Below are 25,380 nucleotides of genomic sequence, written 5' to 3'. Positions count from 1 at the left end.
CTCCACAGGAGGCGACCTCAGGGGCCGGCCAGCGTCGATCCCGGCGTACTACGGAATCTGATCCGTCAGAAAGGGCGTCCCATGATCGTGCTTCTTGCCCTCCCCGTCATTGCCGCGGTGGCCCTCGCGCACCGCTGTCTCTTGCTTTACGCGCCGTCGAACGTCCTCATTCGCCGAGCACGAGCGTCGCAGCGGCGGCCCGGGACGGTCGCTGCGGTCCTTGTCGTGGCAGCGGGGGCGCTCGTCGCGATGAAGGTGGTGGCGGACGCGGTGGTGGCTGGCGCGCCCGACTGGTTGAACCTTGTCGTCCTCGTGCTCGCCTGGGACGCGATCAAGATGGGATGGCTCGCAGTGCTGGAAATCGGCACACTGCTGGCGTGCGGCGCTCGCCGGTGTTCCCCTTCCAAGACCCTGCGTAGTCCGGCCTCACCCCTCGGCTAGTTCACGCAGGATTGCGGACGATCCGCGCGAGTTCACTTGAAGGATCGGTCGTCCTCCACGGTGGTCCTTGATGAAGTTGGTGGCCGCATGCTTCGCTGACGCAGCGACCATGACGAACACATCGGCGTTCGAACTGAGCGCTGCGAGTTGCTGACTGCCGTCATGTTCAGAGGTCGTCCGTACGTCGATGCCTGGAATAAGCCGCCTAAGCACTTGGGCTGCGCGGGTAGTCGCGGACGCCGTCAGTGAGTAGAGCACAACGACGGAACCCTCAAGGTGGCGGTAGGGCGCAGCGGGGTCTGCATCGGCAGCGTCGAATTCGAAGTCGTCGGGCAGGGTGGTTGCCAGTTCGTCGGCGACCAATCGAAGTCCCTCAATGTCGGCGAGACTGAGACCAGAGCGCACGGGCCGCAGTACGTCCAATGCGGCGTAGAACAGTCGGGTCTTCGCGTCGAGCGCGACTGCTTGCGGGCTGGCGGTTGCGGCCTGGAGTACATCGACGGTCCAACTGGCAGTGACGGCTGAGGTGCCTACTCGAACGATGTCTTCTGTCCACAGCAGGGAGGCGGCCAGGGTCTCTGGCCCGGGACCGGCAGCGGCCATGTACTCCAGGAGTGCGACCGTCTGCAGGCGGATGCCCGCAGTGTTCTTCTCGCTGACGGCGAAGCCCGCAAGAACCCGCTCACAAAGTTCGCCGCCATCTGGGCCCGCGAACAGCGACGAATGCGATGCCATGAACGCGCCGCCGTGGTCTCCGAGACGAGCCAGGGCCTCTTCGTCGAGCGAGGCGAGGCAGTTGGCGACAGTCGCCCGGTCGAGCGGGGCCCAATCGGCGCAGACGCTGAAATCGACATCCAATCCCACCGCGTCGTTCGCTTGGAGTGCATCGAACCACCCAAGCCATCCAAGGAGTCGGTGCGGGGTCAGGAAGTCCGCGAGCCATTCAAGATCGGCTCGCACAACGATGTCGTGATCGCTGGACTCTGCCTCGAGTCCCGAAGCCTCGACGAAGGCCGCGACTTCACCGGCGAGATGCACGTCCTCGAGTTCCCTAACGCACCCGACCAATAGCGCAGCCGTCGTCGTCGATGGCGGCTCGGCCAGACCCGCGACGATCGCGGCAGCGAACTCTCCTTCCTCGATTAGTCGGTGGAATTCGTTGGGCGGTGTGACGTCTGGCTTCGGCGAAGGGGCTTCAGGAAGCGGCTGAGTTGATTCAGCGCTAGGCGTGATCAGTCGGCGGAGCGTGTCCGCCAATGCCGGCGAGATGGACTGAGCCTCATCAGCCAACCGCTCAAGAGCGCCAGTTGTGGCGCCGTTAAGTCTGGCTAGGACGAACTCGACAACGAGCGCCCGCCGGCTCCCTGCGATGCCTCCTGTCATGAGAGTGCGGAGGCGAGCGGGGATTCGCTCGGCAGCTTCGATCAGTGATGTTTCGTCGCCGGATGCATCGGCTTCTTCTAGGTAGCGCTCGTAGACAGCGAACTGCAGCAGTCGAGTGATCCCGAGTGGGCGCCGCAATTGGAGGACGTGCTCCAAGTCCCGGTCGGCGAAGATCGCGGCGATATCGCCGAGCCCGGCGTGTACGCGCAAGCGCAGGAACGCGAGGTTCGAGTGGTCGAGATCGGCGAAGGCTTCGAGTTCACGCAGGCATGCAAGGGCGATTCGCCGATCCTGAGCACCGATGGCGTGGCCTAGGTCGTCGAGCACCTCCACCGTGGTTCGAGGCGCGTCGAACTCAGAACGGGGACGCTTCCACACCAATTTCGACAGAACGAGGAGTGCATGGCGGACCTCATCGCGAGCCTTCCCGCTGCCGCGCGGCAGCACCTCAAAGCGAAGCGGAGGCACGGCGTCGGCGGCGAGCGCCGTGTCAAACGGATCCAGCGGGTACAGTCGCCCGCGGCTCCTAGGCAAGTCACTGAACGTTGGACCCACCCAGGCATCTAGGAGCGTGAGCAGCTCCTTCTGCTCTCGCTTCGTAGGAGCGAACCCGTACCAGTACAGGTTGCCCTTGGTCGATCTCGGAAGGAACGCGATCTGCCCGCGTCGAATGGCATCTCGCCAGTTCTCGATCGATGCCTCATGTTCTGGCTGCAGGCGGGCCGGCTTGATGTCGTTGCCCGGACCAAAGAATTCGTCATCCTGCATGACCGGCACCTTCGTAGAGAGCGTTGTAAGCGATCCGCGTCTCCGCGATGACGTGGGGGTCGTGCGTCAACGTCACGCCCTCGGCGTTGACAGACTGCCCGAAGTAGGTGAAGTTCATCGAGCCTTGGAGATGGAACCGGTCACCCAGGATGCCCTTGTCGTGCAGCTTGGGATGGATTCGCACCGCCGGCTTGGCGCCGAGGCCACCGACGTTTTCGAGTCGCTGCCGCGCAACGATGTTGCTCTCGACGTCGCGAGTCAGAACGCGGACGTCGCTCCCACGACGGGCCAGCTCGATCAAGACCTCGGTCAGGCGAATCCATCGTGATGGGAGACCCGGCAGCACCGTCTTGAACTGGCCTGCGGTGTTGTCGATTACGTCGATATCGGAGATCCAAGGCGACAGAACCCAGAGTTGCCCGGAAGGCACCAGGAGTTCTGTGACCAGCAGGGTCTGCATGAGGTCATTGAGAATCCGCGTCTGCCCGCGGCCTCCAGTCGTAATCCGTCTCATGCCGACACCTCGGCCAGTTCGAGGGCGACGACGACGTCGCCGTTCGCCCGGTGGTCGACCTCCACGACTCGCGGATAGACATTGAGGTACTCGGTGACTACGGGCTCGACGCTGACGTCCACGAGCAGATCCGCAAGCTCTCCGGCCTGATCGGGAGTGGCTAGGACCTGCGCCGACCCCGTGCGTGCCAGGGCCTGCCGGACTCGTACACGGCAGTCGCTGGTGAGGGGGAGCGGGGGATCGCCCGCTGCAGCGAGGGACCGCAGCACGTCGGGTGCCGCGGGCAGGTTCTCTGCGAATGGATTCCACGCGTTCAGTTGTTCCGCACGGAGCTGCCATCCGCGTGGCCACAGCATGCTCTGGACCGCATCCATTCGCTGGCGCTCCCCGCCTCCACCCGCGAGGACGAGACCAGCATCCAAGTCGGCGCGATCACGCATCAGATACGCCCAGGTGCGAGGCGGGATCTCGACGCCGAGTCTTTGCTCTTCTGCCTTCCACTCGGTCGTCACTGTCGACAACGCCAGGTCCGTTGCTGGGGTCGATCCTGGCCGCAGGACGCGACTCGCAAGCGACGACACCACCGACTGTTCGGCGCCGTAGATGCCCGATTGGCGAAGGCCGTCCCGGATCCGCCCGAGCGCCTCGACGCGCGTTGCCTGATCAGGTGCAGATCGAAAGTCGTTGACGAGGCCGGACCATGTTGCGTCCGTTGTCACAAGGTCGATCACCCGCTGAAGGTGGCTGTCAACGAGTTCGTACGTGCTTGGCTGAGTAGCCCGGAGAAGGAGCCGAAGGAGTCGCCTGGGATCGGGGCGGACGCGTGCTGCGAGAGCTTCGATGAATCCACCACCGCCGATCGAGGATTCGGACAACCAAATCTCGCCGGCCCGCGGCTTGCCGCTCGCGTCGTAGCCCGGCTCGATGTCAACGATGACGCTGTCAGGATCGTGTTCCGGGCAAATCTGTCTGGCCGCAGCGAGCGTCGCGTGGCCAAGCGTCGAAAGCGTCCGCTCGCGGAGCCACCGATTGAATGCGGTGGGCTCTGGAGACCAGTACTGGGGCGCCAGGGCGTCCAGGCGGGACGCGATGGCCGGGTTCTTGAGTGCCTCCTTGAGCCGGGCGCCCATGCGTGACAGCACCGCGGACTCTGACTCGGTCACGCTCGACGCCCTGAACATGGCGTCGAGCGTTTCGTCGAGTTTGACGTCGAACGAGTCGTGGATTGATGCGAACGCCTCCGCGAGGGTGCTCTGGTCACGTACCGCTGTGGTCAGCAGCATGGCCTCGAGGCATTGGTGCAGCCAATCGATTCGGAAGCTGTTCAGGAAGCTAAGCAACTCGTCGTCATTGAGTAGGACGTGCTTGAACCAGGCACTGCGCAGAGCCGGAAGGAGGTCGGCAGGGACGTCGATATCCGCGGGCAGGTCCACTCGGATGCGCAATCCGTCTACGTCGAAGGTGGACCCCATCGCTGCCGGTTGGCCATGAATTGCGAAGCGCGATCGTACACGTTGCTCAGTGCCGTCCTCCAGGTTCAGCGTCGCATCAGCGCTCACCGCAGCACGGTGGACGTTGACGTGAGCGTTCTGAGCATGCAGGAAGAAGCGAGCGTCGGTGATCAGGCGCCCGACAGGGTCACCCGATGGCACGCGGATCACCAGGCCAGGCCCCGTCTCGATGAATTGCGATCGCCATTGCATCGTTGCGTTGGACGAGTCCTTCACTGCTTTCGGGGGGAGTTCGACCAACACCTGATCTGGACGTACCACTGTTGTGGTCGTCGGTGTGCCGTCGATGTCAATGGTGCACGGTTCCTCGACCCCAAACACGGGCAGGAGCGCCGTGAGTTCAAGCACGGGTTCAGCAACGCCGATCGGAACGGGGATCCAGTGGCGGTGCTCGAGATTCCTTGTTGCGAAGCGGCGTGAGACGCGACCCGGTGCGTACTCGCGGAGCATCTGGCCGAGGCCCATCGCCTGGAGTTCCCGGTTGGTCTCTCGATCCAACTGGGGCGGAATGCTCACGAAGGTCTCGGGCAACGCGAGTTCGCTGAAGAGGTTCATCGGGAAGAAGTCGGGCAGGGGATTGCCACCCATGAGGTCGCGAAACTCATGCACTCCGGTGGCATCAGCCACTCCCCAGTTGTGGAGGAGGCGGCGGCGCAATGTCGGGATCGCCTGGAGCAACAGTGGCCTCGGGGGATGCCACAGGACCTCGTTGGCCTCTGCGTCGGACAGGCCCAGTGCGTTCTGCACCCACGTGCGCAGGCTTCGCTGACGATCCGGGTCTCGGAGGGCATCGTTCAAGATCCCAACGGCCTTGAGTTGAGTCTCGCGGCCCGGCTTGGCGAAACTGTCGGCCGGCTTCAGGCCAAGGGCGGTCCAGCCGATGGTCGTTTTTGGGATGCCCTGTTGCCGAAGCTGACTCGTTAGCCAATCGATCATCGCGATAGTGGCTTGCATGCGCAGTACAGCTCGGTTGCGGATCGGCAGGACGAGATCAGGCAGGACGGGATCAAAGAGGGTGTCCCACGACTCGTAGGTCGCGCGGTCGCGGCCGTAGTCGGAGAGCACGACCGCTGTGTACGGCCGCATGGTCCGCTTGCGTCCCGTTCGACCCTTCCGCTGAAGGAAGGCGGCCACTCCGCGAGGTGCCTTGTGCTGAATGACAACACCGACGTCTGGGTCGTCGAAGCCGACTTCGAGTGAGGCTGTCGCAACAATCAACTGGCTGTCGGCGGTAACGCCTGAGTCCTGGGACGTGGTTCGACTAACCCGCAGGCCTTCGCCGACAGTCGCGAACTTGTGGCCGATGACCATGGGCAGATCCCAGAGTTGACCGGCGCGACGCTGTTGCGTGACATCGCCGCCGTTCGATCTGGCGCGCACTGAGGCGAGAGGAGCCTTGAAGGACTTGGGCTTTCCGAATGCGTATCGCTGCCCCTCGGCGTCGAGGAGGTACGAGAAGAGGCGGTTTGTGACATCGAGGTCGTCCGTGAAGACGAAGGCTTTTGTTCCGTAGATCCCGGATGAGATCCGACTCGCCGGTTCATCCTGCGCTCGCGGGAGCAGCATCGATGTCTGGATGGTCGTGGACAGCACGGACGCGCCGCTTGTGGGATCGCTGCGGAGCGCGAGCAGGTACTCCGCGCCCTCGTACTCCAACTCGTCGGCATCGGGCGCAATGCTGGTGACGAGTTCGTCGTCGACCCCGGTCAGGTCAGCCATATGGCGGATCGGGTTCGACAAGGTCGCAGAAAGACCGACGAACGCAATAGGGGCTTGAACGCTGTGATGCCACCGGCGGAGAACCATTGCGGCCTGCGCACCGGTGGTCCCGTCGTAGGTGTGAATCTCATCGAGGAGCATCATCCGAGGCTTCTTGTCGACCGGTACGTCGATGCCCAAAGGCCGTGTGAGATTCAGGTCGGAGAGTCCGCGATTGAGCATCTCGGTCGTCACGAAGAGTAGGTCGGGGGGCGAGTTCTGCATGGACTGACGGGTGAGGACGACCTGGTCCTGTCCAAATGCGCGCCTGCAGGTCGCGCAAACCAGGCGCTCGACCCCCGCATCGATGTCTTCGTTCGGCCAAACGAGCTCGCCCCCGCATTGGCCCACGCCATCACCGGGACAGCGCATCTGAGGCGAAGCCATGCCATGGGGGCGCTTTCCCCAACCCCGGTAGGGGAGCCGTACGTTCTTCGCGTTGGTGGGCGTGCTGCCGTAGAGGGCGCCGATCGTCATCGATCGTCCAGTGGACCGCTTCCACAGATCGTCGAGTCGGCAGGCGTGGGCAAACGCCGTGTCCAGTTGATCCTTCAGCAGTTCGGTTCGGGGATATACGGCTAGCGCGCGCGTCCATGCGGACTGGTCCGTGATACCAGCCAGATAGCTGAACGCAGGAAGGTAGAACGCGTTTGTTTTACCGCTTCCGGTTCCAGCAGCTACGACGGTGGCCGTTGTGGTCTGACTCTGCAACGAGGTCAAGATGTGCCTCGTAGCGCGGGCTTGAAACCCCCCGAGGAGGTCATGCTTGCCCTCGCGTTGAGTCATGACCTCGAGGACGTCGCGATAGGCATCGACGGGGCCGACGACCCCGTCGATGGCAGTGGTCCAAGGCTGATCTCGCTTGGGATAGAAGCGGGGGCGGCGTGCGTACCGGAAGTCGGAGATCAGGTTCGTGCCGGATTGCCAGGTCTGGCCTAGGAACGTCTGCCGGAGCCGCGCCACCAAGCGGATAGTCTCGCCGTTGCGCGTACGCCAACGGGCAGGTGACGAACTCGAGTCGTGGACCAGCAGTGCCTGCGTAGTCATCGCCTCGATGATGTCGTCGGGCCCCAGGTCCCACTCATGACTCGCGGCGAGCTCATCGCTGATCACCTTGCGGAGTTCATCTGTGCTGAAACCACCGTCGACGACGCCCCAACACAACAGTGGATCCTCGAGCGACTCAAGGCAGTCAAGGATTCTGGTCAGCAGGGTCGGATTCATTGCAGCCTCACCTGGAACCGATCGACGATGCCGAGGGCCCTTAGTTTCTCGAGACGCTCTGGCGTAAACCATGTGAGCGGGACCCCAGGTGGTTCCTGAGATCCAACGATGCCCTCAGCGATATCTGGATCTACGACGTCGCCGATCTGTTCGCCGCAGCGGTGGATGGATTCGATGGTGTCACGGTACTTCTGGACCGCGCCGCGGTCCGGAATCTGCCTGCTGGTCACGGCGAGCAGGCGGGCGCGCGCGGTCTCAAGTGCGTCGCGCAACTCTTCCACGTCGACGCCGCCGTGCGCCAGTGCATCAATGAGATCGCTATTGATCGCGGGCGGGGGTTGACTGACATACGTCTGCCACGCGCCGGAGACGACCGCGCGTAGTTCTCTGGTGTACTTCTCCGCCGACCGGACCCGTTCCTTGGCGAGGTCGAGATTCTGATCCATTCCCAGAGTGGGCACCTCGGTTGCCAGCGCACGAAGACCTTCGGCCACCTGGGCCGCATCCTGTTCGCGGCCCGCTGGAAGGTCGATGTCGAGTTGCGCGACCTCACTCAGCGCGACGTTCAGCGCGGGCAGTTCAGCCAACGCCGGTGCGAGGCGTGCACTGAGATCTGCAAACTGTCCTGTCCGGACTTTGACCTGGTGTTCGTCATTGGCGACTTCGGCGTGGGCACGCAGATCCTGGATCGTGCTGCGCAGGGTCATGCGAGTTCCTCTGCTCCGGACGAATCGTCGCTTGTTGGGGGACAGATCGAGTCGGCCATTGCCGTGAGGTCGGCGACCAGTTGGTCACGGGCCTCAGCGTATTCGCGCTGGACATCAGAGGGGCTGCCGTTGCCGAGACTGTGCTCGAGCAGTCGCACGGTTTGACGGGCCATCCTGTGCCAGACACCCACTCGCCGCGCTGACTCATCCCAATCACCATTGAGGACCTGAAGCTTCTCCTCAACACTGAGTTGGCCCCAGCGACTCAGCTGAGCGAAGGTGGCCTCGACCTTTCGCTGGTCGGTAAGCCGGACGGCCTTCGCTGCGGTTTGGAGTTCGGCTGGATTGATCCCGCCCGGCAGCGCGCCCGCCGCAGCTCGCTCGTTCACGAGAACGAGAAGCTCTGAGGCAACGTCTGCGAGGTCGCCACCGAGGTCTGAGAGATCGGGAACGAGGTTCCAAGCTTCTGCGTGCAACGAGTCGATCGACGCGAGGCGCGCCTCGATTGTCGAGACCGAGGATCTGATCAGGTCGGGCGTCTCGGCCGGCCAGGGTGCGCCCGCGACCCCACTTCGGACGACCTTGGCTACCTTGCTGAGGTCCAAGGCAAGGGGCTTGCCAGAGCCTTGGCTGAATGAGGCGTGCCGGAGCAGTCGCTGCTGGAGTTGGCCGCGGCCGACGCGAGTGACGCTGCTGCCGCTCCGAGCACCTTCCACCAAGAAGCTGTGGAGGGTCCGAAGGCCCGGCCGCGACTCGAGATCCGGGCGGTCAGGGACCGGGGCGAACATGGCCCGGATCCGACTAGTGGTGTCCGACTTGAAGGCGTCAGCGATTCCGAGCCCTCGCGCGATGCTGAGGAGTACTTCTACGAGCCGAGCCAATTCGGTGTCGTTGTCGGGGCGCTGCGGAGGGAGCAGTTTGCTGCCCACCCTGGATGCCCATCTATCGATGGCAGTCTCGGTGAGCCTCTGCAGTCGCTCTCCATCCGGTACGTCTGCCCAGTTGTTCTTGTTATTGGCCCACGCGAGTGCGCGAAGAGCTCGCATGTCGTCCGGGTTGGATCGGTCCATCGGCAACACCGCGTCAGCGAGCTTCGCTTGGCTGAACTCGACCATCTTCCCCTCGAAACCTGGCGCTAGGGCCTTGTCGTTCCCCCACAGGCTGTCGCCGCCATATCCGTCCTCGAACGCGAGTCGCTGTCGAACCGCCTGGAAGACGATGTTCCGCAGATCGTTGATCTCGCCTTGCAGGATGTTGCCGGTTGCGAGCCAGCTATCGACAGCCTTGACGAGTTGCGGGTCTGGAGCGACTGGCTGCGGAGTCGGAGTGGCAGTAACCGAAGGCTTGGCGGGCAGCGTCGGACGGGAGTCCGGTTTGGGTGGTCTTGCATCGCCGAGATTGTCGACCGGTGGGACATCAAAGGCGTCATGGATCGTCGGAGGGAGATTCTCCGCGCCCGGCCCCGAGCCCCAAAAACGTACGAGGCGGATGCGACGCTCGGAAAGCTCCTCGTCTCCGGGCGACCGCAGTTTGAACTGGTCTTCGATGTTCGCCAGGCGGTCGCTTGCGCCGCCACGGAAGTCGTTGGCAAAGCCTTCGCTCGGGAATCGACCGTTGTTGATCTCAGCCTGGTCACGATGAAGGACCGGGCGGAGGACACGCGTCAGTACGTTGCGAGCGACGAAGCTGCCGTCGGAGGATTGACTCTTGATTGCACGGTCGAGGGCGGCTTCGTTGAACGGGAAGAGGCCGTAGCCGTCAACCTCGCCGAAGGATGAGTGGCAGGCCGCGTTGACAGGACACTGCTCGCAGGCGTTGGGCACCTCGTCTTCGCTCGCATGTGCTGCGTCGAGCTCCGATGCCCCGACTCGAACAGCGTTGAGGTATCGGCTGGCGAATCCTGTCGGCTGGAAGGCCGCGTGGATTCCGTCGGGTAGGTCGAGGTCGAACACTCGGTACGTCCGCGTATAGACCGTCTCTGGCATCTGGTTGATGAAGTAACCGGTCGTGACGGCCATGACGACGCGCATCGGACAGAGCTTCTGCGCCTCGGTGGAGATGAGCGTGATGGCATCAATGAGGCCACCCTGAATCCCCTGGAAGATCGAGAAGTCTTCGATGAGCACAAGCAGTTCAAGGCCCTGCTTGTCCAACTCGACGCGTACGTCGATAAGGATCTGCTTGAGGTCGTCACCGCCCACGCCGAAGACCTCGCTCACAGATGGACCGAGTTGCTCGTTGATCATCTTGGCGGCGAGTTCACGGAACGAGTGCTCACTCGTGAGTGCCCCAGCGACCTCGCGAGCCGCTTGGCCGGCCCGGTTGACGTCGTCCACAGAGAGATTCAGGTCCTCGGGGGTGAACCCGAAGGCGTCTTCCTTGTCCTCGTCGCCCTTCCCGGACAACTTTTCGCGCACCAGGCGGGCGATTGGCCCGTTCTGGTCAAGCAGTCGGCTCCGAAAGACGTCGTCTCCAAAGAGGGCAGGAAGGCCACCGGCAGAGGCGAGATAGGACCGGAGTTCGATCTCCTCCGGGGATCCATCGGTGCGGTTGCCCCGCGTCTCGATGTTCACCGCAAGGGCGTTGCGCAGCTTCAGTTGCGCAGTCTTTTCATCCGCAGCAGCGTCGACCGCGGTCGCCACCTTGGACCGGAGTTCGTCGGCCCGTTCGCCGCTCGCGTGCTCAAGAATCAGTTCGAGGATCCCGCGCAAGGACATGCGGTGCTTCGGGACGAAGATCAGGCGGGTCGATTCCTTGGTTTCCAGATGAGCTCGTAGCCATCGAACGAGGTGGGACTTGCCGGTACCGGACTTACCGAGGATCGGGATGATCGGTTGGTCCGCCGGCTGCTCCTGGACAGCGCGAAGCAGGGCTTGTTCGTCAACAACGGCGCCACCGCGGGCGCTGTCTACTCGATCCCGCTGTGTGATGGGGATCGTGCTGTGTGTGGCGAGGAAGACGCCGTCCGACGTACTTTCTGCCTCGACAGGGATGATGGCTGAAGCCTCGTGTGCGTCCCAGCAGGCCGCTGGCAGGTTGCCGCGCCAACTCACTTCTTTCCTCCATGGTTCACGATGGCGTGCGTTTGGCGCGCGGCGTCGAAACGGGACAGGCGGATGCCTTGTGCGTCCGGGAGCGTCTCGAATCGGATCCGTCCGCGATCCTCGAGGATGCGCAGTGCCTGTCCGACCGAACTGTCCGCGCAGTCGGCGAGGATGCCTGGGTCGGGATCGGCTCCAAGGAGGGCCACGAGTCCGGACCGCATTGACCCACCATGAAGGACGGGGAGCGTTTGTCCGATGCGCGCCAACAGGTCGTGGATCGGGAGACGTTCGGCGGGCATCGTTCGTAGCGCGTCCTCCACCGCGGCAACCGGCAGTGGAACCACGCCGGTCCGATCCTTCATGACTGACGGGGTCGCCAAGCCGAGCGCGACAATCCAACGCGACGCAGCCACCCAACGCGTGTCATTGACGATGGCCCACGATTCACGATCGGTTGTGCCGAACTGCTCAGACTGGAGTGTCTGCAGATTCTCGGTCCAAGACAGCGGCTGCCCCAACGCGTCCTGTGCCAGCACCCAGGTCAGGGCTCGGTTGAGGTCACGCGCGCCGCTCGTGTGTCCGTCGCCGAGTTGCGTTGCCCAGACATCGCCATCTCGGCCGAGGTCGAATACGCGGGATTGCAGGAGTCGTCGGAACTCCGGAGGGTCGAAAGGCGCCTTCCGAGCGGGAACCTGAGCACCCAGTTGGAGAGTTCCGTCGGGATTCGTCTCGAGCACGTTGATGGCGCGCAAGGAGGAGATCGTGTTCTTCAGTCCGCCAGCGGCCTCGGCGCCGGGGTTCAGCCCATCCGGCTTGAAGGCGGCGATTAGGTCGTCCTCGGTTGGCGAACGTCGTGCGTCGAGGAGGTAGTTCACGATGGCGCGGCCGAGGCCAGGCAATGTGCGTGGCGGGTTAAGTACTGCCATCACAGACTCCTAAGGAAGTACGACAACGTCCAATGCGGGAAGCGAATGCTCTTCACGGGTTGGCCCGGATATTGAGGGTCCGGCGTATCTTCCGGGAGTACGACGATCCGAAGGGAACCCGCCTCTCCAGCAAGCCAACTCAACTGTGGCGGATCGGTCGGATCTAACAGGATCAACGTAGGGATCGGGAACGTTCGGGGTGGGCCCGCAACGATTGGATCGATGGCGACCAGTCCCTCGGGCGCAGTGCGGCCTGCCTGAGCCACAGCCCTCAAGTTGGCCACACTCGCAGATGCCAGGATTCCTCGGACCCCGTGTGTCACTGCTTTCGTGACAAGTTCGGCAAGATGGATTCGGAGGTCTCCCTCGGGATAGGTCACCACGAGCGTCCGGCCCGTTGCGGCCATTGCCGCAAGCGTTGCACTTACCTCGCGCTGGAGCTGGGGGACCGATGCCTCCTGCACGATCGGGCGCGCGGCCCGCAAAGATGGCTCGTGGACGTGCGCGGTGGCGGGACACCCCGAGCACGCGGGCGCCACGACCTGGTGAGCGTGCATCGCGCCAACGTCTTGGTACTCGTACTCCTCGCTCAGGATTGAGCCCCAGCATTCGTCCAGTCGGAACATGCGCTCGATCCGGTCGCGCGAGTCAGATTCTGAATCACGGATTTCCCGTCGAACCCGATCGATCGCGCGCAGGACACTAGCCTCGTCAACATTCGCAATGCCCGCGCGGATGCGCACGGTGGCGAGCTTCACGTATTTGGACCACGCAGCATCGACTCGCTGCTGCCAGTCAGCCTCAGGTTCACCTTCAACGCGCTCCAAGGTGGGCGGGGGAGTGTCGACAATGTCGAGTACCCCGGCCCTCTGCAGCAGGACCAGCGTGTTGCGGTTCCACAGTTGGTTGCTGTCGGAGGCATATGAGAGCCAGGGCGGGACGGTGCTGGTGTCCACGACAAGTTCGCGGCGTGATGGGTCGGCCGAGATGCGCGCCGTACGCATCGCGTCCCATCGACCCCAACTCTTCCTATCGCCAAGAACGGTGGCGTTCTCGATGCTGCGACCCTCCTGGGCATCGGTGGTGCTCGGCAACCAGACCGATACAGCCGCGTGACCGTCGCGGCCTCCGCGGCCAACTTCTTGATAGAAGCGGTCAACTGAGGCCGGCACGCAGGCGTGGATGACAGAACGAACGTCGCTCTGGTCCACACCGAGGCCGAACGCGCTAGTCCCCACGACGACATCGACAGATGTGGGGCCGGTATCACCCGACCATGCCCGCAGGATCTCCAGTCGGTCGTCGGCGCGCACATCTCCATGGAAGACGGCCGTGCGGCCAAATCCCGCGTCCCGCAGTCGATTTGCGAAGACGTCGGCCGACTCCTTCTTGGTCGTATAGACGATCGCCGGTCGTGGAAGGTGATGGAGCGCATCGACCACTCGCTCGAGGCGCGATTCGGGGACGGCAGGAGGGGCAAGCAGGTAACGGATCTCAGTGCGAAGGTAGGTAGAACCTACGAATAGAGAGGTTCCGGATCCGGCGAACAGTTCGTCGTTTAGCAGCAGGCTCTGTCGCGAGAGCGTAGCTGTCAGCAGTTCCACATGGGGCGGCTCTACCCCCTGCGCACGAGCGACCTCTCGCAACTCGGCGACCAGGGATGCGACGACTTGAAACTCGGGTCGGAAACTCAAGCCCCATGTGCGCACGAGGTGTGCCTCGTCGATCACGACATGGCTCAGATCACCCCGGGCAGCCAAGTGCCGAAGAGTCTGCGCCAACCCGGTGACGAGCGCCTCCGGAGAAGTAAAGAGCACCCTTTGGGTGCCCTCGTACAGACGCCCCTTGATCGCCTCCTTCTCAGCAGCGGCACGATCGCCGTAGTAGGCCAACTCTTGAGGAAGGCCCTGGCTCGGAAATCGCTGGTGAAGTTGGCGCTCTTGGTCCAGAGCCAATGCAATGGTTGGCACCACGACGACTGTCACTCCAGTACGGCGGAGTAGTCCGGGCGCGATGCCCACCAGGGATTTCCCTGTCCCGGTGGGTAGCACCACGTGGAGCGTGTCTCCGGCAGGGGCAAGCGCTGCGGTCCGGACGGCACTTGCCTGGCTGCGCGAACGATAGGTCTCGATGCCAGAAATCGCGGACACAGATGGATCTGCCGGCACAGCCATGTCATGCCGGGCAGAGGTGGACACGCGGCCCTTGGGCCCCACGAAAGGGTCAGGACTCGTGCAGGCCAAGTCGATCCAGCGCACGTCGCCACGCAGCCAGTCTGGCGCCCAATCGTGGCCAAGCGTGATGCGGTGCTCGTGCAAGCCGAACTTGGTGACATCGAGGTTCGCTCGAAGAAGCGCCTGCACCGGAACGCCTCGCTCGTCAAGGCGAAGGATCAGGAAACTATTGGACTGACCGGTAGTTCCTCGACGGTGACGCAGTACCTGGCCCAGGAGTGCGGCAACATCACCAGCGATCGCGGCACCCGGCATCTCCGAGAACCACGCATCCACCAGTCGGCGGTGCGGGCCGGTGAGAAGGTCACGGTTGTCGGTAGCACCAGCCAGATGGGCGGCAACTAGGTTCCACTGATCGGTCATGTCAGCTCGTCAGGGATCGACCGGACAGAACAACGATGCCGGTGCTGTCCAGCCGGAGAGATGGTGCCGCCACGGCGGCGGACATAGCTCGGGCGATGACTTCCTCGCGATGGAGTTCTTCCTCCAAGCGTGCGAGTTCGGCTCCTGTCGTGCGCATGGCTCGGAGACGCAGTTGCGACAGACGCGTTGACGAGTCGCGGGTGGCGATCGCGGCAGCGCGCTCGACCGCAGAACGCACTTCCTGGCGACCGCGGACCAACTGCTGCGCAGCTCCTTCTGCGGATCGCCAAGACCGGGCCCAGTTCCCTGCGGAAATGAGTTCGAAGGCCTCCGTGATCCTGACACGGTTTAGCGAGTAGTCGCCGCCGGCACGATCCGGGCCTGGCTTCGTATAGGGGGCGGACACCGCATCGAGGTGCGACTTGGACGTCAACTCCTGCGCGCCGGATGTCATCCATACGCTGACGATCATGGGAGGGAAGATCCCATCGGCTCTCCGCGTCAGCGCACGCTGATCCATGCCTGCACTGAGCGTCACGAGTTCGCCCCGAGGATCGTTTGCGGTCTGCACCTTGAGCGGGTCGGCCTCGACCGCGTAGTCGAACCGATACAGAGGAGTGTCGTCACGGCTCCATTCGGGCAGCCAGCGCCACATGCCAAAGGCTCGGCCACGATCGTCGTGCCAGAGGAAGTCGCTGACGGCATCGACGAACGGGTCCCCAAACCGATACAGGTGAACGTCCTCGCGGGCGAGGGCCACCTCCCGAACAAATGTTCCGACGTGTCCCTTCAACGGCAGGAAGTCACGAACGAGACGCGAGGCAGGGATCAGTGGAATCTGTGCCTGCTTCCCCGGTAGGCGGCCGAGCGCTTCATAACTGCCCAAACCGGTGGCTGGGTTGCCCTTCCGTTCGAACCGAAGGTTTCCAGCGACGCTATTGGCAGCAAGTAGGTCGTCGCTCACCTTCGCGAAAGCTGACGCTTCCGATTCGACGTCTGCGATGCGCGCGTAAACGGAGCGCTCGTCGACGCTGGTCTCGAGACTGTCGAGCGCATCCTGTTCGCGGACGCGCTCGATCTCCGCGGCCAACATCTCTCGCACCCGAGTCACCGCGGAGGCGACGCCGTCGACTCCCAGTTGGAGGAGAGTCCGCCATGCTTCGTCGGTTGCGTCGTCTACGGCTTGCTGAAGACTCGCGACAGAACTGTCGAAGATCCCGAATCCGTCCGACAGGATTCTTTCCCAGGCCATGGCGAAGGTGTTGTCCGCGTGTCCCGAAAGGACATACGACCGCCACTCTCCCGTCCCTTCGGGCGACCACCGGTCACAGCGACCGATCCGCTGCTCAAGACGATTCGCTGAACTCGGAAGCCCCAGATGCACCAGAACGTTGGCGAACTGGAGGTTGCGACCCTCTTCCGCCGATGAGTCTGCGACCAAGACCGCGGCCGTGCGGATTGCTTCGAACGAGCGGACTGCGTGCTCGTTCTCCTCGCTACGTTGGGTTGTCACATGGAGGAAGACCGACTTGTTGCCGAAAACCTCCTTGAGTTCCTCAGCCACTTCGATGGCCAAGCCAGGCGTGGGACAGAAGACGACAGCACGCTCGTGCGACGTCATGAGTTCGCTGAGGGCGTCAGCGAACGGGCGACTGACGGTGGTGCGCCGATCGACGTAGCTCATGTCTTGCTGGATCCGCTTCAACGCTGCGACCTCCTCAGGGCCGACCGCTGTATCGGTGCGATCTGACGCCCACGCCTGAAGCGCGCTCGGATCGAGACTCGCCGCGGCTGCCTCGGCGAACGCGCGTCCGGCGTTGGTCAACTCCTCCGGGTCGCCTTCGGCAGAGGCCAGCGCCTGCTCCCGCCATCTATCGAGAGCCTCTGTGACCTCGTCAGCCGCGACCGATTCCAGCAAAATTGGCTCGGGGGTGCGACGACCGGATACACGGTAGGTGCCCTCCAACGCCGTCGTACGCCGGGTCCGAAGCATTCGTCGGTGGACGCGGTACACCTCGGCAACGTGCGTGCGCAGTGCCTGGATGAGAGATGCAGTCTCGTCTTTGTCCTGTGCGGCCACCGACTCGCGGGCGCGCGCAACCAACTCCCCGACCTCGGCGTCTTCTGGGAACGACGCTTCGACCTCCGACAGGCGCCCCTTCAGGAGAACTCCTGGGAGGTTGGGTTGAAGTCCCAGAAAGACGCGGCCAAGGCTGGCGCGAGCTTCCAGGCGAGATCGCAGTTGCTCGGCCGTTGTATCGGCGTAGACCGCGGGATCAAGCAACTTGAGCATCGCCAGGAAGGCGACCTCGTTGTGCAGGGCTGGTGTCGCAGACAGCATCAACAGGCGCGGACTGGCAAGGGCGATCTCACGAAGCCGCTCAAAGCGGAAGGCGAGGTCGGGATCCGTGCTGACTGACATCCGCGCAAGGTTGTGTGCCTCGTCGACCACGACGAGGTCAGCCGCCTCCCAGATCGACGGGTCGTCATCACGGCTGAAACGGACGTGCGCCCGGGGGAAGTCCTGCACCCGGACCTTCTGGGTCAGCTCCCGCCTCCACTGGTCGAGCAGGAACGGAGGCAAGATCAGTTGGACTCGTAGATCGGGGTGGTCCAGCAGCATCTGGCGGATGATGATTCCAGCCTCGATGGTTTTGCCTAGCCCGACTTCGTCGGCGAGGAGGTAGCGCTGGACGGGGTCCTGCAGAACGCGCCAAGCTGTCTCGACCTGGTGGGCGTGGAGTTCGATGCAGCTGGATAGTACGGCTCGCATGCCGTGAGCCGCCGAGCGCTGCTGAAGGATGCTGCGCAAGTACGGAAGACGCAGTTCCGCGAGCATCGGCGACTCGAGCATGCCGGCTTCCCCGAAGCCGACCGGATCCGCCAAGGGCTTGTTCCAGCGGACGTGTAGTCGCTCCTCAGGGACAAAGCCCTCCCATTCGTGCCCACGGACGTAGATATCGTTGTGCTCGTTCGCCTCGATGATCCGTCCGGACCGCCATCGGTCATCCTTGTCCTGCCAGAAGACTCGAAGCTCGGGAGACAGGGCCAGCCGCGTGAGGCTGGCGCGTGGGACGGCCTCGCGGTAGCGGGCGGATGGTGCAGGCCCAGGCGCATCGAAGTACTCGAGGACGAGGTTGTCGCCCTCTCGCGCCACGAGTTTCCCGGGGCCGAAAGTGTTGGCCGAGGACACGAGCAAGTCGCCACGGCTGAGTGCCTTCGTTCGGCGTCCCGCAGTCGGTGCTGGCGAGGCCTGTGCGGCCGGCTTCTTGCGTGGCTGGCGCGGCTTCGGGGCATTGCCTTCCGCGTCGCGCGATCCGCGGCAGCGCGGGAACTGCGAGCAGCCCCAGAACGCCTGCCCCGCGTTGCGCCCTCGAGAAGCAAACTGCATCACCATCGGAGAACCGCACAGGGGGCATGTCACCCCAGTCGTCATGCCGATCCCCGCTTCGCCCTCACCCCACAGAGGCTAGTAAAGACGTCCGACAGTTCGTGGGTGGTTGGAGCAATCCAACGCTTGAATGTGTCAGCGCAGAGCGCGGAGCAGGTGACTCGTCAGGAGCCTCACGTCGTTCGGCGTGTTCTGGATGCCGTTCCAGCGCCGCGCCTGCTCAGGGCCAAAGTCCCAAGTCCCTGAGGTCCACGCGCAGTGCGTCCGGAGAGCTTCGATCTTCTTCTCGATATTGAGCCCCGGAAGTTCGGCGGCAGGCACGCCATCGGTCAACTGATCCATTACATAACCCATGGCCTGGATGCCAGCGCCGTGCGTGAGTCGCGACTTCGTGGGAGGCAGGTCCCAAGCCTCCGGGAACGTCACAGCTACCACGGTCCAGAAGTAGTTGAGGTGTAACAGCATCTGGTCGACATCGCCAGTGCCGTCGATAGGGTCGCGGTACTGATAGAGCGCGCCGTCGTAGAGGCTGTTCTCGATCATCTTGAGGACACTGTTGTCCTTGATGTAGCCGTTCGCCATCGTCGGGGTGGCGATACGAGTTGCGAACGGCTGACCGTCAGCTCGGCTGCCGAAATTCAGTGCGGAGAGCACGCGCGCGGGCAGTTGCTTCTTGGCATAGGCGGTCGGAAGGTGGCCCTCGGTGTCAGGCAGGAGTTCGTGGATGAGCCCCTTGGGCAGTGGCTTCGTGTTGTTGACGAGGATGAACTGCGAGCGCTGCTCAGCTTCACCGCGCGCAATGAACCCGACGGCCGCCACCGCAAACTCGGCAAGGTCGGCGTCCCGGATCGCCGCGCTGCGCTGCTGACCATCGACCAACCAGGCCGGCTTCTGATCGTCGGGAAGCGACTCATCGACAGGGATCACGAGTTCGCCTGTGGTGACGAAGGCCAGCGCGCTTCGTCCGGCAGTTGCCTCAAAGGTGACTCGCTCATCAAACGCGAGGACGACGGCGTTCGGAAGCATCGCTCCATCAGACTCGAGGTACCTCCGGATCGCCCGGATGTGGCTCAGAACCTCGGGACGCTGGTAGCCCTGAAGCTCCATGTCGTCACGGTGAACGCGACTCACAGTCGTGAACTCGTGGATCCGCTTACCGTCTACCCCGAACGCGAAGATGGCCTGCTCGCCCTGGCGAATCTTGAGGGCGGGGAGTCGGATCTCGTAACGGTCGGCCATGGACGAAACCCTAGGTGTTGGCGTCTGCGAAGTCGGTAATCGCAGTGCGGCTGTGGACAAGTTGCCCCATCTGGTGCCTGAGGACCGAAAGGTTGTGGAATCCCCGCCGCTTGTTCCGCTCCGTACCGCGGAAGATCGCGACCTCCACGCCGTGCTCCCTGCAGATAGAGCAGGGGCAGCGACGCCAGGGCGCGGCTTCCAAGGTCTCGGCGTACGCGTCGAGGTACGACTTCTTGCTCTGGCACACGACTTCGTAGGCCCCCAGTGCGTCCAGGCAGTCTCGACGCCTCGCAGACGTGCCATCGAACGCACGAAGTGCCTTCAGCGCCTCACGCTCAGCAGTGAGTGCATCCTTTTGGCTGACGGCGCCCGCCAGGATCGCCCGCTTCAGAGTGGGGTTGCCGTCGACCTGTGGCACGCGGATTGCCACGTACGCTCGCTCGCTCGTGTGATAGTTCTTTCGGTCGTCCATGAAGGCCTGCCTGAAGGCTGACGTGCTGTCGAAACTCGTGACACCCAGCTCTGAAAATCGGTCCATGGCGGCTATGCGGGTGATCCCGAGCAGGTGGAGTTCGGTGCCGGGCTTGAGGACGGTCGCGATCTGTGTCAGGCAGGCCAGGATCTGGTCAGTCTTCAGGGGCACCATGCCGCCCAGCGCGATGCGCTTGTAGCCCATCTCCTGAAGGGCCCGGACGCTGTCGGCGTAGCTCTTAGGGCTCCAACCTTGTGCGGCGCCGACGGGCTGAACACGACTGTGGCGATCACTCGTGAGCGAGATGAACTCATCGGCCAGACGCAGCGTGAGTTTCCGACGCTCGACCCACTCGGGATCTGCGGTCTTGGGAGTTGCCTCGGGCTCATAACCAAAAATCACGTGGTCTGTGCTCACCCCGGCGTCGAAGTCGCACTCCTCGTAGAAGTCGAGCGTCTCAGCGGCCGTCACAGGCGGGACGGGTTCGTCGATGTAGTTGAACGCGCCGTTGTCGCCAAGCGTCTCGACCCCCGGGGGCAAGCGGAAGAATCGATGGACACCCATCCGGTACAGGCGAGCCCGCTGCGCTCCGGAGTACTTGCCGGCGCCCTTGATCGATCCATCCACGATCGACTTGCTCACGAGGATCCCGTGGTACGGCGCTTCAGCCAACACCTCGTGGGCGTACCTGTCGTCGCGCTGCCGCACGCGGTGGGCCGGATACTCGTCTCGCATGAAGTCGTAGGCCGGACTCACCAGGTCCTGACTGTCGGGAAAGAAGAACCTCACTTCCGCCCCGTCCGCTCGGCGAGGTACGTGCGTACGAGGTAGTTCGACAGAGCGCTGATGTGTCGTGGCGTGTTCTGCAGGTCGTTCCACGCAACGCCGAGGTCTTCCCAGGTGCCGTCTGTCCAGCGGCACTTGGGAGCGATGAGAGCCAACTCTGTTGCCGCCCGCTCGCGGGCTCGGGGGTCGTCGTCTCGTACGTGGGTCATGACGCGGTCCATGAGTCGGCCCATGGCTCGGATTCCGACTCCGTGCATGAGGCGGCTGGCAGTGGGGCTCGCTCCCCAGGCCTCGGGGAAGGTGTCGTGTACGGCGCCCCAGTAGGCGAGGAGGACACGTCGGATGCCCTCGGTGTCCGTGGTTCCGCTTGCGATATTCCGATAGGGGAAGAGGACTCCAGACGGGGACTCGACGGACTCCCTGATCGCCTCAACGAGGCTGTTGTCGGTGACGACGGTGACCTTCTTGTCGTCTGCAGGCGTAGATGCTCGTCGGATGAGCCCGTGGAACGGCGAATCCGCGTCGTGGTTCAGCATGTCAACCAGAGCTGACGGCAATTGCCTCGTCGCCATCCGTGCTGATGGAACCCGGGAAATCTCTGGGAGCAGTTCGGTGACCAGCCCAGTCGGGAGCGGTTGAACAGTGTTGACCCGCAGGAACTGCTCTCGTTGAAGTTCGAGCGAAGCCGCGACGAACCCTGCTACCGGCACCGGAAGGCGGCGGTTCTTGGTTCGAGAGAGTGCGAGGCTTCGCTGTTGCCCATCCACGATCCAAGCTGGCCGCGGTCCATCGCCGTCCGGAGCTATCGGGATCTCCAGCGTCCCGGCAACAGCCAGCCCATCTGTCGTGGTCGGCCCGCGGCTCGACTTGAACTTGACCTCAGGCGGCAACGCGAGGATCAGTCCGTTGGGGAAGATGGGATCCTCCGAGTCCAAGTACTCCTGGATCTGCTTCACGTGCTTCTGTTTCTCTGGACGCTGATATCCGATGAGCTTCCCTGCCTCATCCCGACCGATACGCGCAACGTCCGCGACCAGGTCGACCTCCTCGGCTGCCAACGTGAACAGGTAGAGCGGAGTGTCCTCACTCTGAAGCACCTTGAGTGCCCGGCGTACAAGCCACTTCGGATCCGTCATCGAGCCACCGCCTGCTGAAAGAGAGTCGAGAATCGTCGTTGCTCGCATGCCATGCCCGCCTCGCGAAGAACCTTGAGCGCGCTTGTCTTGGAGATGGTGGGTTGACGCACGCGGAGCTCGCTGACGAAGGCAAGCACCGCAGAGTCAGACATGGGCTTGCGATCGAAGACCTCGTGATGCCGCCTGTCGCGCGCCCAGGTTCGCCACCTGTCCCGAGCCGCACTCGTGAATGGATCCTCCCCGTCGGCCAAACTCAGCCACTGCGTTGCGGAGCGAACGTTGAGGCTGGTGACGGTGCCGCCGAGCGCACGCCGCAATGATCGGTCCGGGGGGACGCGTACGTCATCGCTAATCTCCTTTGACCCGCCAAACACCAGCACGTCACTGGGGGAGGTCGCCTCGAGCATCTGCGGGCCGACAACGCGTGAGTAGGCCTCAGACAGCACCCAGATCGCTCGTGCTCCAGGAGCGACGTCGGCATGGGGGAGTGCGCCCCACCAAGTTTGAGACTCGAGAAAGGATGCGCCGACTGAGTCGGCGTGACCAGGACTGAACGTCGCGGCGTACGCGGGAGCCGGAGTGGAGACGTGCTGAAGCCCAAGCCCTGCCGAAGCCACGAACATCGTTGGTTCGTACCCGAGGCTCGTGGCCTTGATCGCAAGGGCACGAACCTGACTCCACGTTTCGCCGCCGTACAGGTCAACGAGGGGGCGGCGGTCCGTCGCTCGTGCGAGGCTGTCCCGCCATACCCGGGCGCGAGCGCCCACCTGTCCCTTGGGAAGATTGCGGACCATCAACTCGTCATCAGGGGTCGCCGACTTCCTGTCAGTGCAGGTGACGATGATCGTCAGTTTCTGTCGCGACATGGCCTCACATGCTCCGAAACTACGTGTTCGTTTCAGCTACTCTATCGTGTAGTTTCGACAGCACGGGGCAAGAGGCCCGATCGACCGACTGAAGAGGGTGTTGGACATGACGCGGAAGGCCATCGTCCTGCTGAGCGGGGGCCTGGACTCGACCACTGTGCTCGCTATCGCGAAGGACCAGGGTTTCGAGCCATACGCCCTGAGCTTCCGCTATGGACAGCGGCACGAAGTCGAGCTCGCTGCGGCGCAGCGCGTCGCTGAGGCGGCTGGTGTCGCACGACATGTGGTTTGCGACATCGACCTTCGCGTGTTCGGTGGATCTGCGTTGACCGCGGATGTCGATGTGCCTAAGCACGACTCGGCGGACGAGATCGGCGACGACGAGATCCCCATCACCTACGTGCCAGCTCGCAACACCGTGTTCCTCTCGTTCGCGCTGGCCTACGCCGAAGTGGTCGGAGCCACCGACATCTTCATCGGAGTCAACGCCCTCGACTACTCCGGATACCCGGACTGCCGCCCCGAGTTCATCGCCGCTTACGAGCAGATGGCCAACCTTGCTACGCGTGCCGGCGTCGAGGGCAATGCACTCAAGATCCACACGCCGTTGATCAACCTCACCAAGGCTGAGACGGTGGAACTCGGGGCGAAGCTTGGCGTCGACTACTCACTCACGTTGTCCTGCTATGACCCGGACGAGGACGGCCGCTCGTGTGGCCATTGCGACTCCTGCCTCCTGCGTCTCCGCGGCTTTGCGGATGCTGGACTTGCTGATCCGGTCAGGTACCAGGAGGCGACTGCGTGACCTACAAGGTCAAGGAGATCTTCTACACGCTCCAGGGCGAGGGCGCGCACGCTGGACGGCCGGCGGTCTTCTGTCGATTCAGTTCGTGCAACCTCTGGACCGGCCGAGAAGCCGATCGTGAACGAGCGATCTGCAAGTTCTGCGACACCGACTTCGTCGGGACCGATGGAGAGGGCGGCGGCAAGTTCGCTGATGCGGATGCGCTGGCAGACGCCGTGGCAGCGAAGTGGCCAGTGAATGGGGGAGGACGACCGATGGTCGTCTGCACGGGTGGCGAGCCCCTGTTGCAGTTGGACCCTGGGGCCGTCGCGGCGCTCCACGATCGTGGCTTCTACGTCGCCGTCGAGACGAATGGAACGGTTGCACCGCCTCCCGGCATCGACTGGCTCTGTGTCAGCCCCAAGATCGGGTCCGATCTCATCGTTCACAAAGGAAACGAACTCAAGTTCGTTGTCCCGCAGGGCGGAGTCGACCCAACGACGTTCGAACACCTGGACTTCGAGAGCTTCCGCGTGCAGCCGATGGACGGCCCGGACGCGGCCGCGAACACCGAACTGGCCGTGAAGTTCTGTCTTGATCATCCGCTGTGGCAACTGAGTCTGCAGACGCACAAACACCTAGGAATTCCGTGACCTACACAGCCGAGATCTACCGGGAGTTCACCTTTGAGGCAGCTCACCGGCTGCCAAATGTCCCTGATGGGCACAAGTGCGCCCGACTTCACGGACACTCCTATCGTGTCGAGGTCCATGTGGCTGGGCCGGTGGGAGAGAGCACCGGCTGGGTTCAGGACTTCGGCGACCTGAAGGTCGCCTTCAAGCCCCTTGAGGACCAACTCGACCACCACTACCTCAACGACGTAGTGGGTCTTGAGAACCCGACCAGCGAGGTGCTGGCGAAGTGGATCTGGGATCGGTTGAGCGTGGACCTTCCCAACCTCACCGAGGTACGGGTTCGCGAAACCTGCACCTCTGGCTGCATCTACCGCGGGGAGTAGTCAAGTGCCTCTGCCGGACATTCAAGACCAGGTGGACGAGCGGGGAATCGAGCTCGACCGCGTCGGCATTGCCGGGGTGCAGTATCCGGTTCGCTTCAACGACGGCTCGACCAAGCACGCGGGGATTGCCACCTTCGATGTGACCGTGACGCTGCCGGCAGAGCGGCGCGGCACGCACATGAGCCGGATGGTGGAGATCGTCCATGACGAACTCCAGGATCTCGAGCCCGAACGGCTCCCTCAGGCACTCAAGGTCGCGGCAGACCGCCTCGACGTCGACCGGGTCCAGGTCGACGTCGCACTGCCGATGGCGTTCCTGGTCCAGGCTCCGGCGTCTGGGAAGGAAGCGTGGCAGGTCTGTGACGTCGAACTTGCAGCGAGGCATGTCGCCGACCAGACCGAGCTCGCGGTCACCGTCGGCACGGACGTGACGAGCCTCTGCCCATGTAGCAAGGCCATCAGTGACTACGGAGCCCACAATCAGCGCAGTCGGGTCAGTCTCACCACGGTGGGACGAGATGAGGACATCTACCCACTGGACGTCGCCACGGCCTTCGCCATGATCCGCTCGGTGGGATCCAGCCCCGTCTTCCCCCTCATCAAGCGGCCGGACGAGCGGGTCGTCACCATGGAGGCGCACGACCACCCAGCTTTCGTCGAGGACATGGCTCGCGACCTCTCGCACGTCTGCCGTGAGCGCGGTGTCACCCACGCGGTAAGCGTCCGCAACTTCGAGAGCATCCACAGCCACGACGCGGTCGCGAGTCTGACCTGGACGCCTCCAGCGGCCCAAGTCTGAGGGCGTCATCTAGCCG

The 25,380-nt window shown here is 63.5% G+C and carries 17 protein-coding genes; 5 read left to right on the top strand and 12 right to left on the bottom strand.

Features of this window, described 5'->3' with window-relative positions; genetic code table 11:
- The first annotated feature begins 81 nt into the window (after window positions 1-81).
- Window positions 82-441, top strand: coding sequence for a hypothetical protein (locus ACAX67_RS16185; protein WP_370704899.1), 360 nt, complete (start codon window positions 82-84; stop codon window positions 439-441).
- Here the strand turns inward: ACAX67_RS16185 and dpdD are convergent.
- The 12 genes from dpdD to ACAX67_RS16125 all read right to left on the bottom strand — a co-directional run bounded on the left by dpdD (window position 427) and on the right by ACAX67_RS16125 (window position 22,763).
- The gene (gene dpdD / locus ACAX67_RS16180; RefSeq protein WP_370704898.1) at window positions 427-2,592 is read right to left on the bottom strand and encodes a protein DpdD; all 2,166 of its coding nucleotides are present in this window, start codon (window positions 2,590-2,592) and stop codon (window positions 427-429) included. The two genes, ACAX67_RS16185 and dpdD, sit on opposite strands and share 15 nt — an antisense overlap.
- Entirely contained in the window at window positions 2,582-3,106 is a 525-nt protein-coding gene (gene dpdK, locus ACAX67_RS16175) for a phospholipase D-like domain-containing protein DpdK (RefSeq protein ID WP_370704897.1), read from the bottom strand. Before dpdK ends, dpdD begins: the two co-directional genes overlap by 11 nt.
- Window positions 3,103-7,599, bottom strand: a complete 4,497-nt coding sequence (gene dpdJ / locus ACAX67_RS16170) for a protein DpdJ (RefSeq protein WP_370704896.1) — start codon at window positions 7,597-7,599, stop codon at window positions 3,103-3,105. Before dpdJ ends, dpdK begins: the two co-directional genes overlap by 4 nt.
- Window positions 7,596-8,306: a hypothetical protein gene (locus ACAX67_RS16165; RefSeq protein WP_370704895.1), complete on the bottom strand. Its 711-nt coding sequence runs from the start codon at window positions 8,304-8,306 to the stop codon at window positions 7,596-7,598. Before ACAX67_RS16165 ends, dpdJ begins: the two co-directional genes overlap by 4 nt.
- Window positions 8,303-11,359: a protein DpdH gene (gene dpdH, locus ACAX67_RS16160; protein ID WP_370704894.1), complete on the bottom strand. Its 3,057-nt coding sequence runs from the start codon at window positions 11,357-11,359 to the stop codon at window positions 8,303-8,305. Before dpdH ends, ACAX67_RS16165 begins: the two co-directional genes overlap by 4 nt.
- Window positions 11,356-12,276, bottom strand: a complete 921-nt coding sequence (gene dpdG / locus ACAX67_RS16155) for a protein DpdG (RefSeq protein WP_370704893.1) — start codon at window positions 12,274-12,276, stop codon at window positions 11,356-11,358. Before dpdG ends, dpdH begins: the two co-directional genes overlap by 4 nt.
- On the bottom strand, window positions 12,276-14,873 hold the full coding sequence (gene dpdF / locus ACAX67_RS16150) for a protein DpdF (RefSeq protein WP_370704892.1): 2,598 nt from the start codon (window positions 14,871-14,873) through the stop codon (window positions 12,276-12,278). Before dpdF ends, dpdG begins: the two co-directional genes overlap by 1 nt.
- A 1-nt stretch (window position 14,874) precedes the next feature.
- Complete coding sequence (dpdE, locus tag ACAX67_RS16145; protein WP_370704891.1) at window positions 14,875-18,270, bottom strand: protein DpdE; 3,396 nt, start codon at window positions 18,268-18,270, stop codon at window positions 14,875-14,877.
- A 129-nt stretch (window positions 18,271-18,399) separates the two neighbouring features.
- A complete protein-coding gene (gene dbpB / locus ACAX67_RS16140; RefSeq protein ID WP_370704890.1) occupies window positions 18,400-19,503 on the bottom strand; it encodes a DGQHR domain-containing protein DpdB in 1,104 nt (367 codons plus the stop codon).
- A 10-nt stretch (window positions 19,504-19,513) separates the two neighbouring features.
- Window positions 19,514-20,764: a tRNA-guanine transglycosylase DpdA gene (dpdA, locus tag ACAX67_RS16135; RefSeq protein ID WP_370704889.1), complete on the bottom strand. Its 1,251-nt coding sequence runs from the start codon at window positions 20,762-20,764 to the stop codon at window positions 19,514-19,516.
- A complete protein-coding gene (gene dbpB / locus ACAX67_RS16130; protein WP_370704888.1) occupies window positions 20,761-21,897 on the bottom strand; it encodes a DGQHR domain-containing protein DpdB in 1,137 nt (378 codons plus the stop codon). The genes dpdA and dbpB (ACAX67_RS16130) overlap by 4 nt, the downstream gene beginning before the upstream one ends.
- Entirely contained in the window at window positions 21,894-22,763 is an 870-nt protein-coding gene (locus ACAX67_RS16125; RefSeq protein ID WP_370704887.1) for a hypothetical protein, read from the bottom strand. The genes dbpB (ACAX67_RS16130) and ACAX67_RS16125 overlap by 4 nt, the downstream gene beginning before the upstream one ends.
- A gap of 106 nt (window positions 22,764-22,869) precedes the next feature.
- Here ACAX67_RS16125 and queC point away from each other — a divergent pair, with 106 nt between their 5' ends.
- From queC to ACAX67_RS16105, 4 genes are read left to right on the top strand one after another with little or no spacing between them, the layout of a single operon-like run.
- Entirely contained in the window at window positions 22,870-23,568 is a 699-nt protein-coding gene (gene queC, locus ACAX67_RS16120) for a 7-cyano-7-deazaguanine synthase QueC (RefSeq protein ID WP_370704886.1), read from the top strand.
- Window positions 23,565-24,200, top strand: coding sequence for a 7-carboxy-7-deazaguanine synthase (gene queE / locus ACAX67_RS16115; RefSeq protein ID WP_370704885.1), 636 nt, complete (start codon window positions 23,565-23,567; stop codon window positions 24,198-24,200). Before queC ends, queE begins: the two co-directional genes overlap by 4 nt.
- Complete coding sequence (queD, locus tag ACAX67_RS16110) at window positions 24,197-24,565, top strand: 6-carboxytetrahydropterin synthase QueD (protein ID WP_370704884.1); 369 nt, start codon at window positions 24,197-24,199, stop codon at window positions 24,563-24,565. The genes queE and queD overlap by 4 nt, the downstream gene beginning before the upstream one ends.
- Window positions 24,566-24,569: 4 nt before the next feature.
- Window positions 24,570-25,364, top strand: a complete 795-nt coding sequence (locus ACAX67_RS16105) for a GTP cyclohydrolase I FolE2 (RefSeq protein WP_370704883.1) — start codon at window positions 24,570-24,572, stop codon at window positions 25,362-25,364.
- Window positions 25,365-25,380: the final 16 nt, after the last annotated feature.

It is taken from the genome of Nocardioides candidus (assembly GCF_041321175.1).
Taxonomy (GTDB): domain Bacteria; phylum Actinomycetota; class Actinomycetes; order Propionibacteriales; family Nocardioidaceae; genus Nocardioides.
Note: the sequence above shows the minus strand (reverse complement) of the source record. Positions and strands in the feature narration are given on the sequence as shown.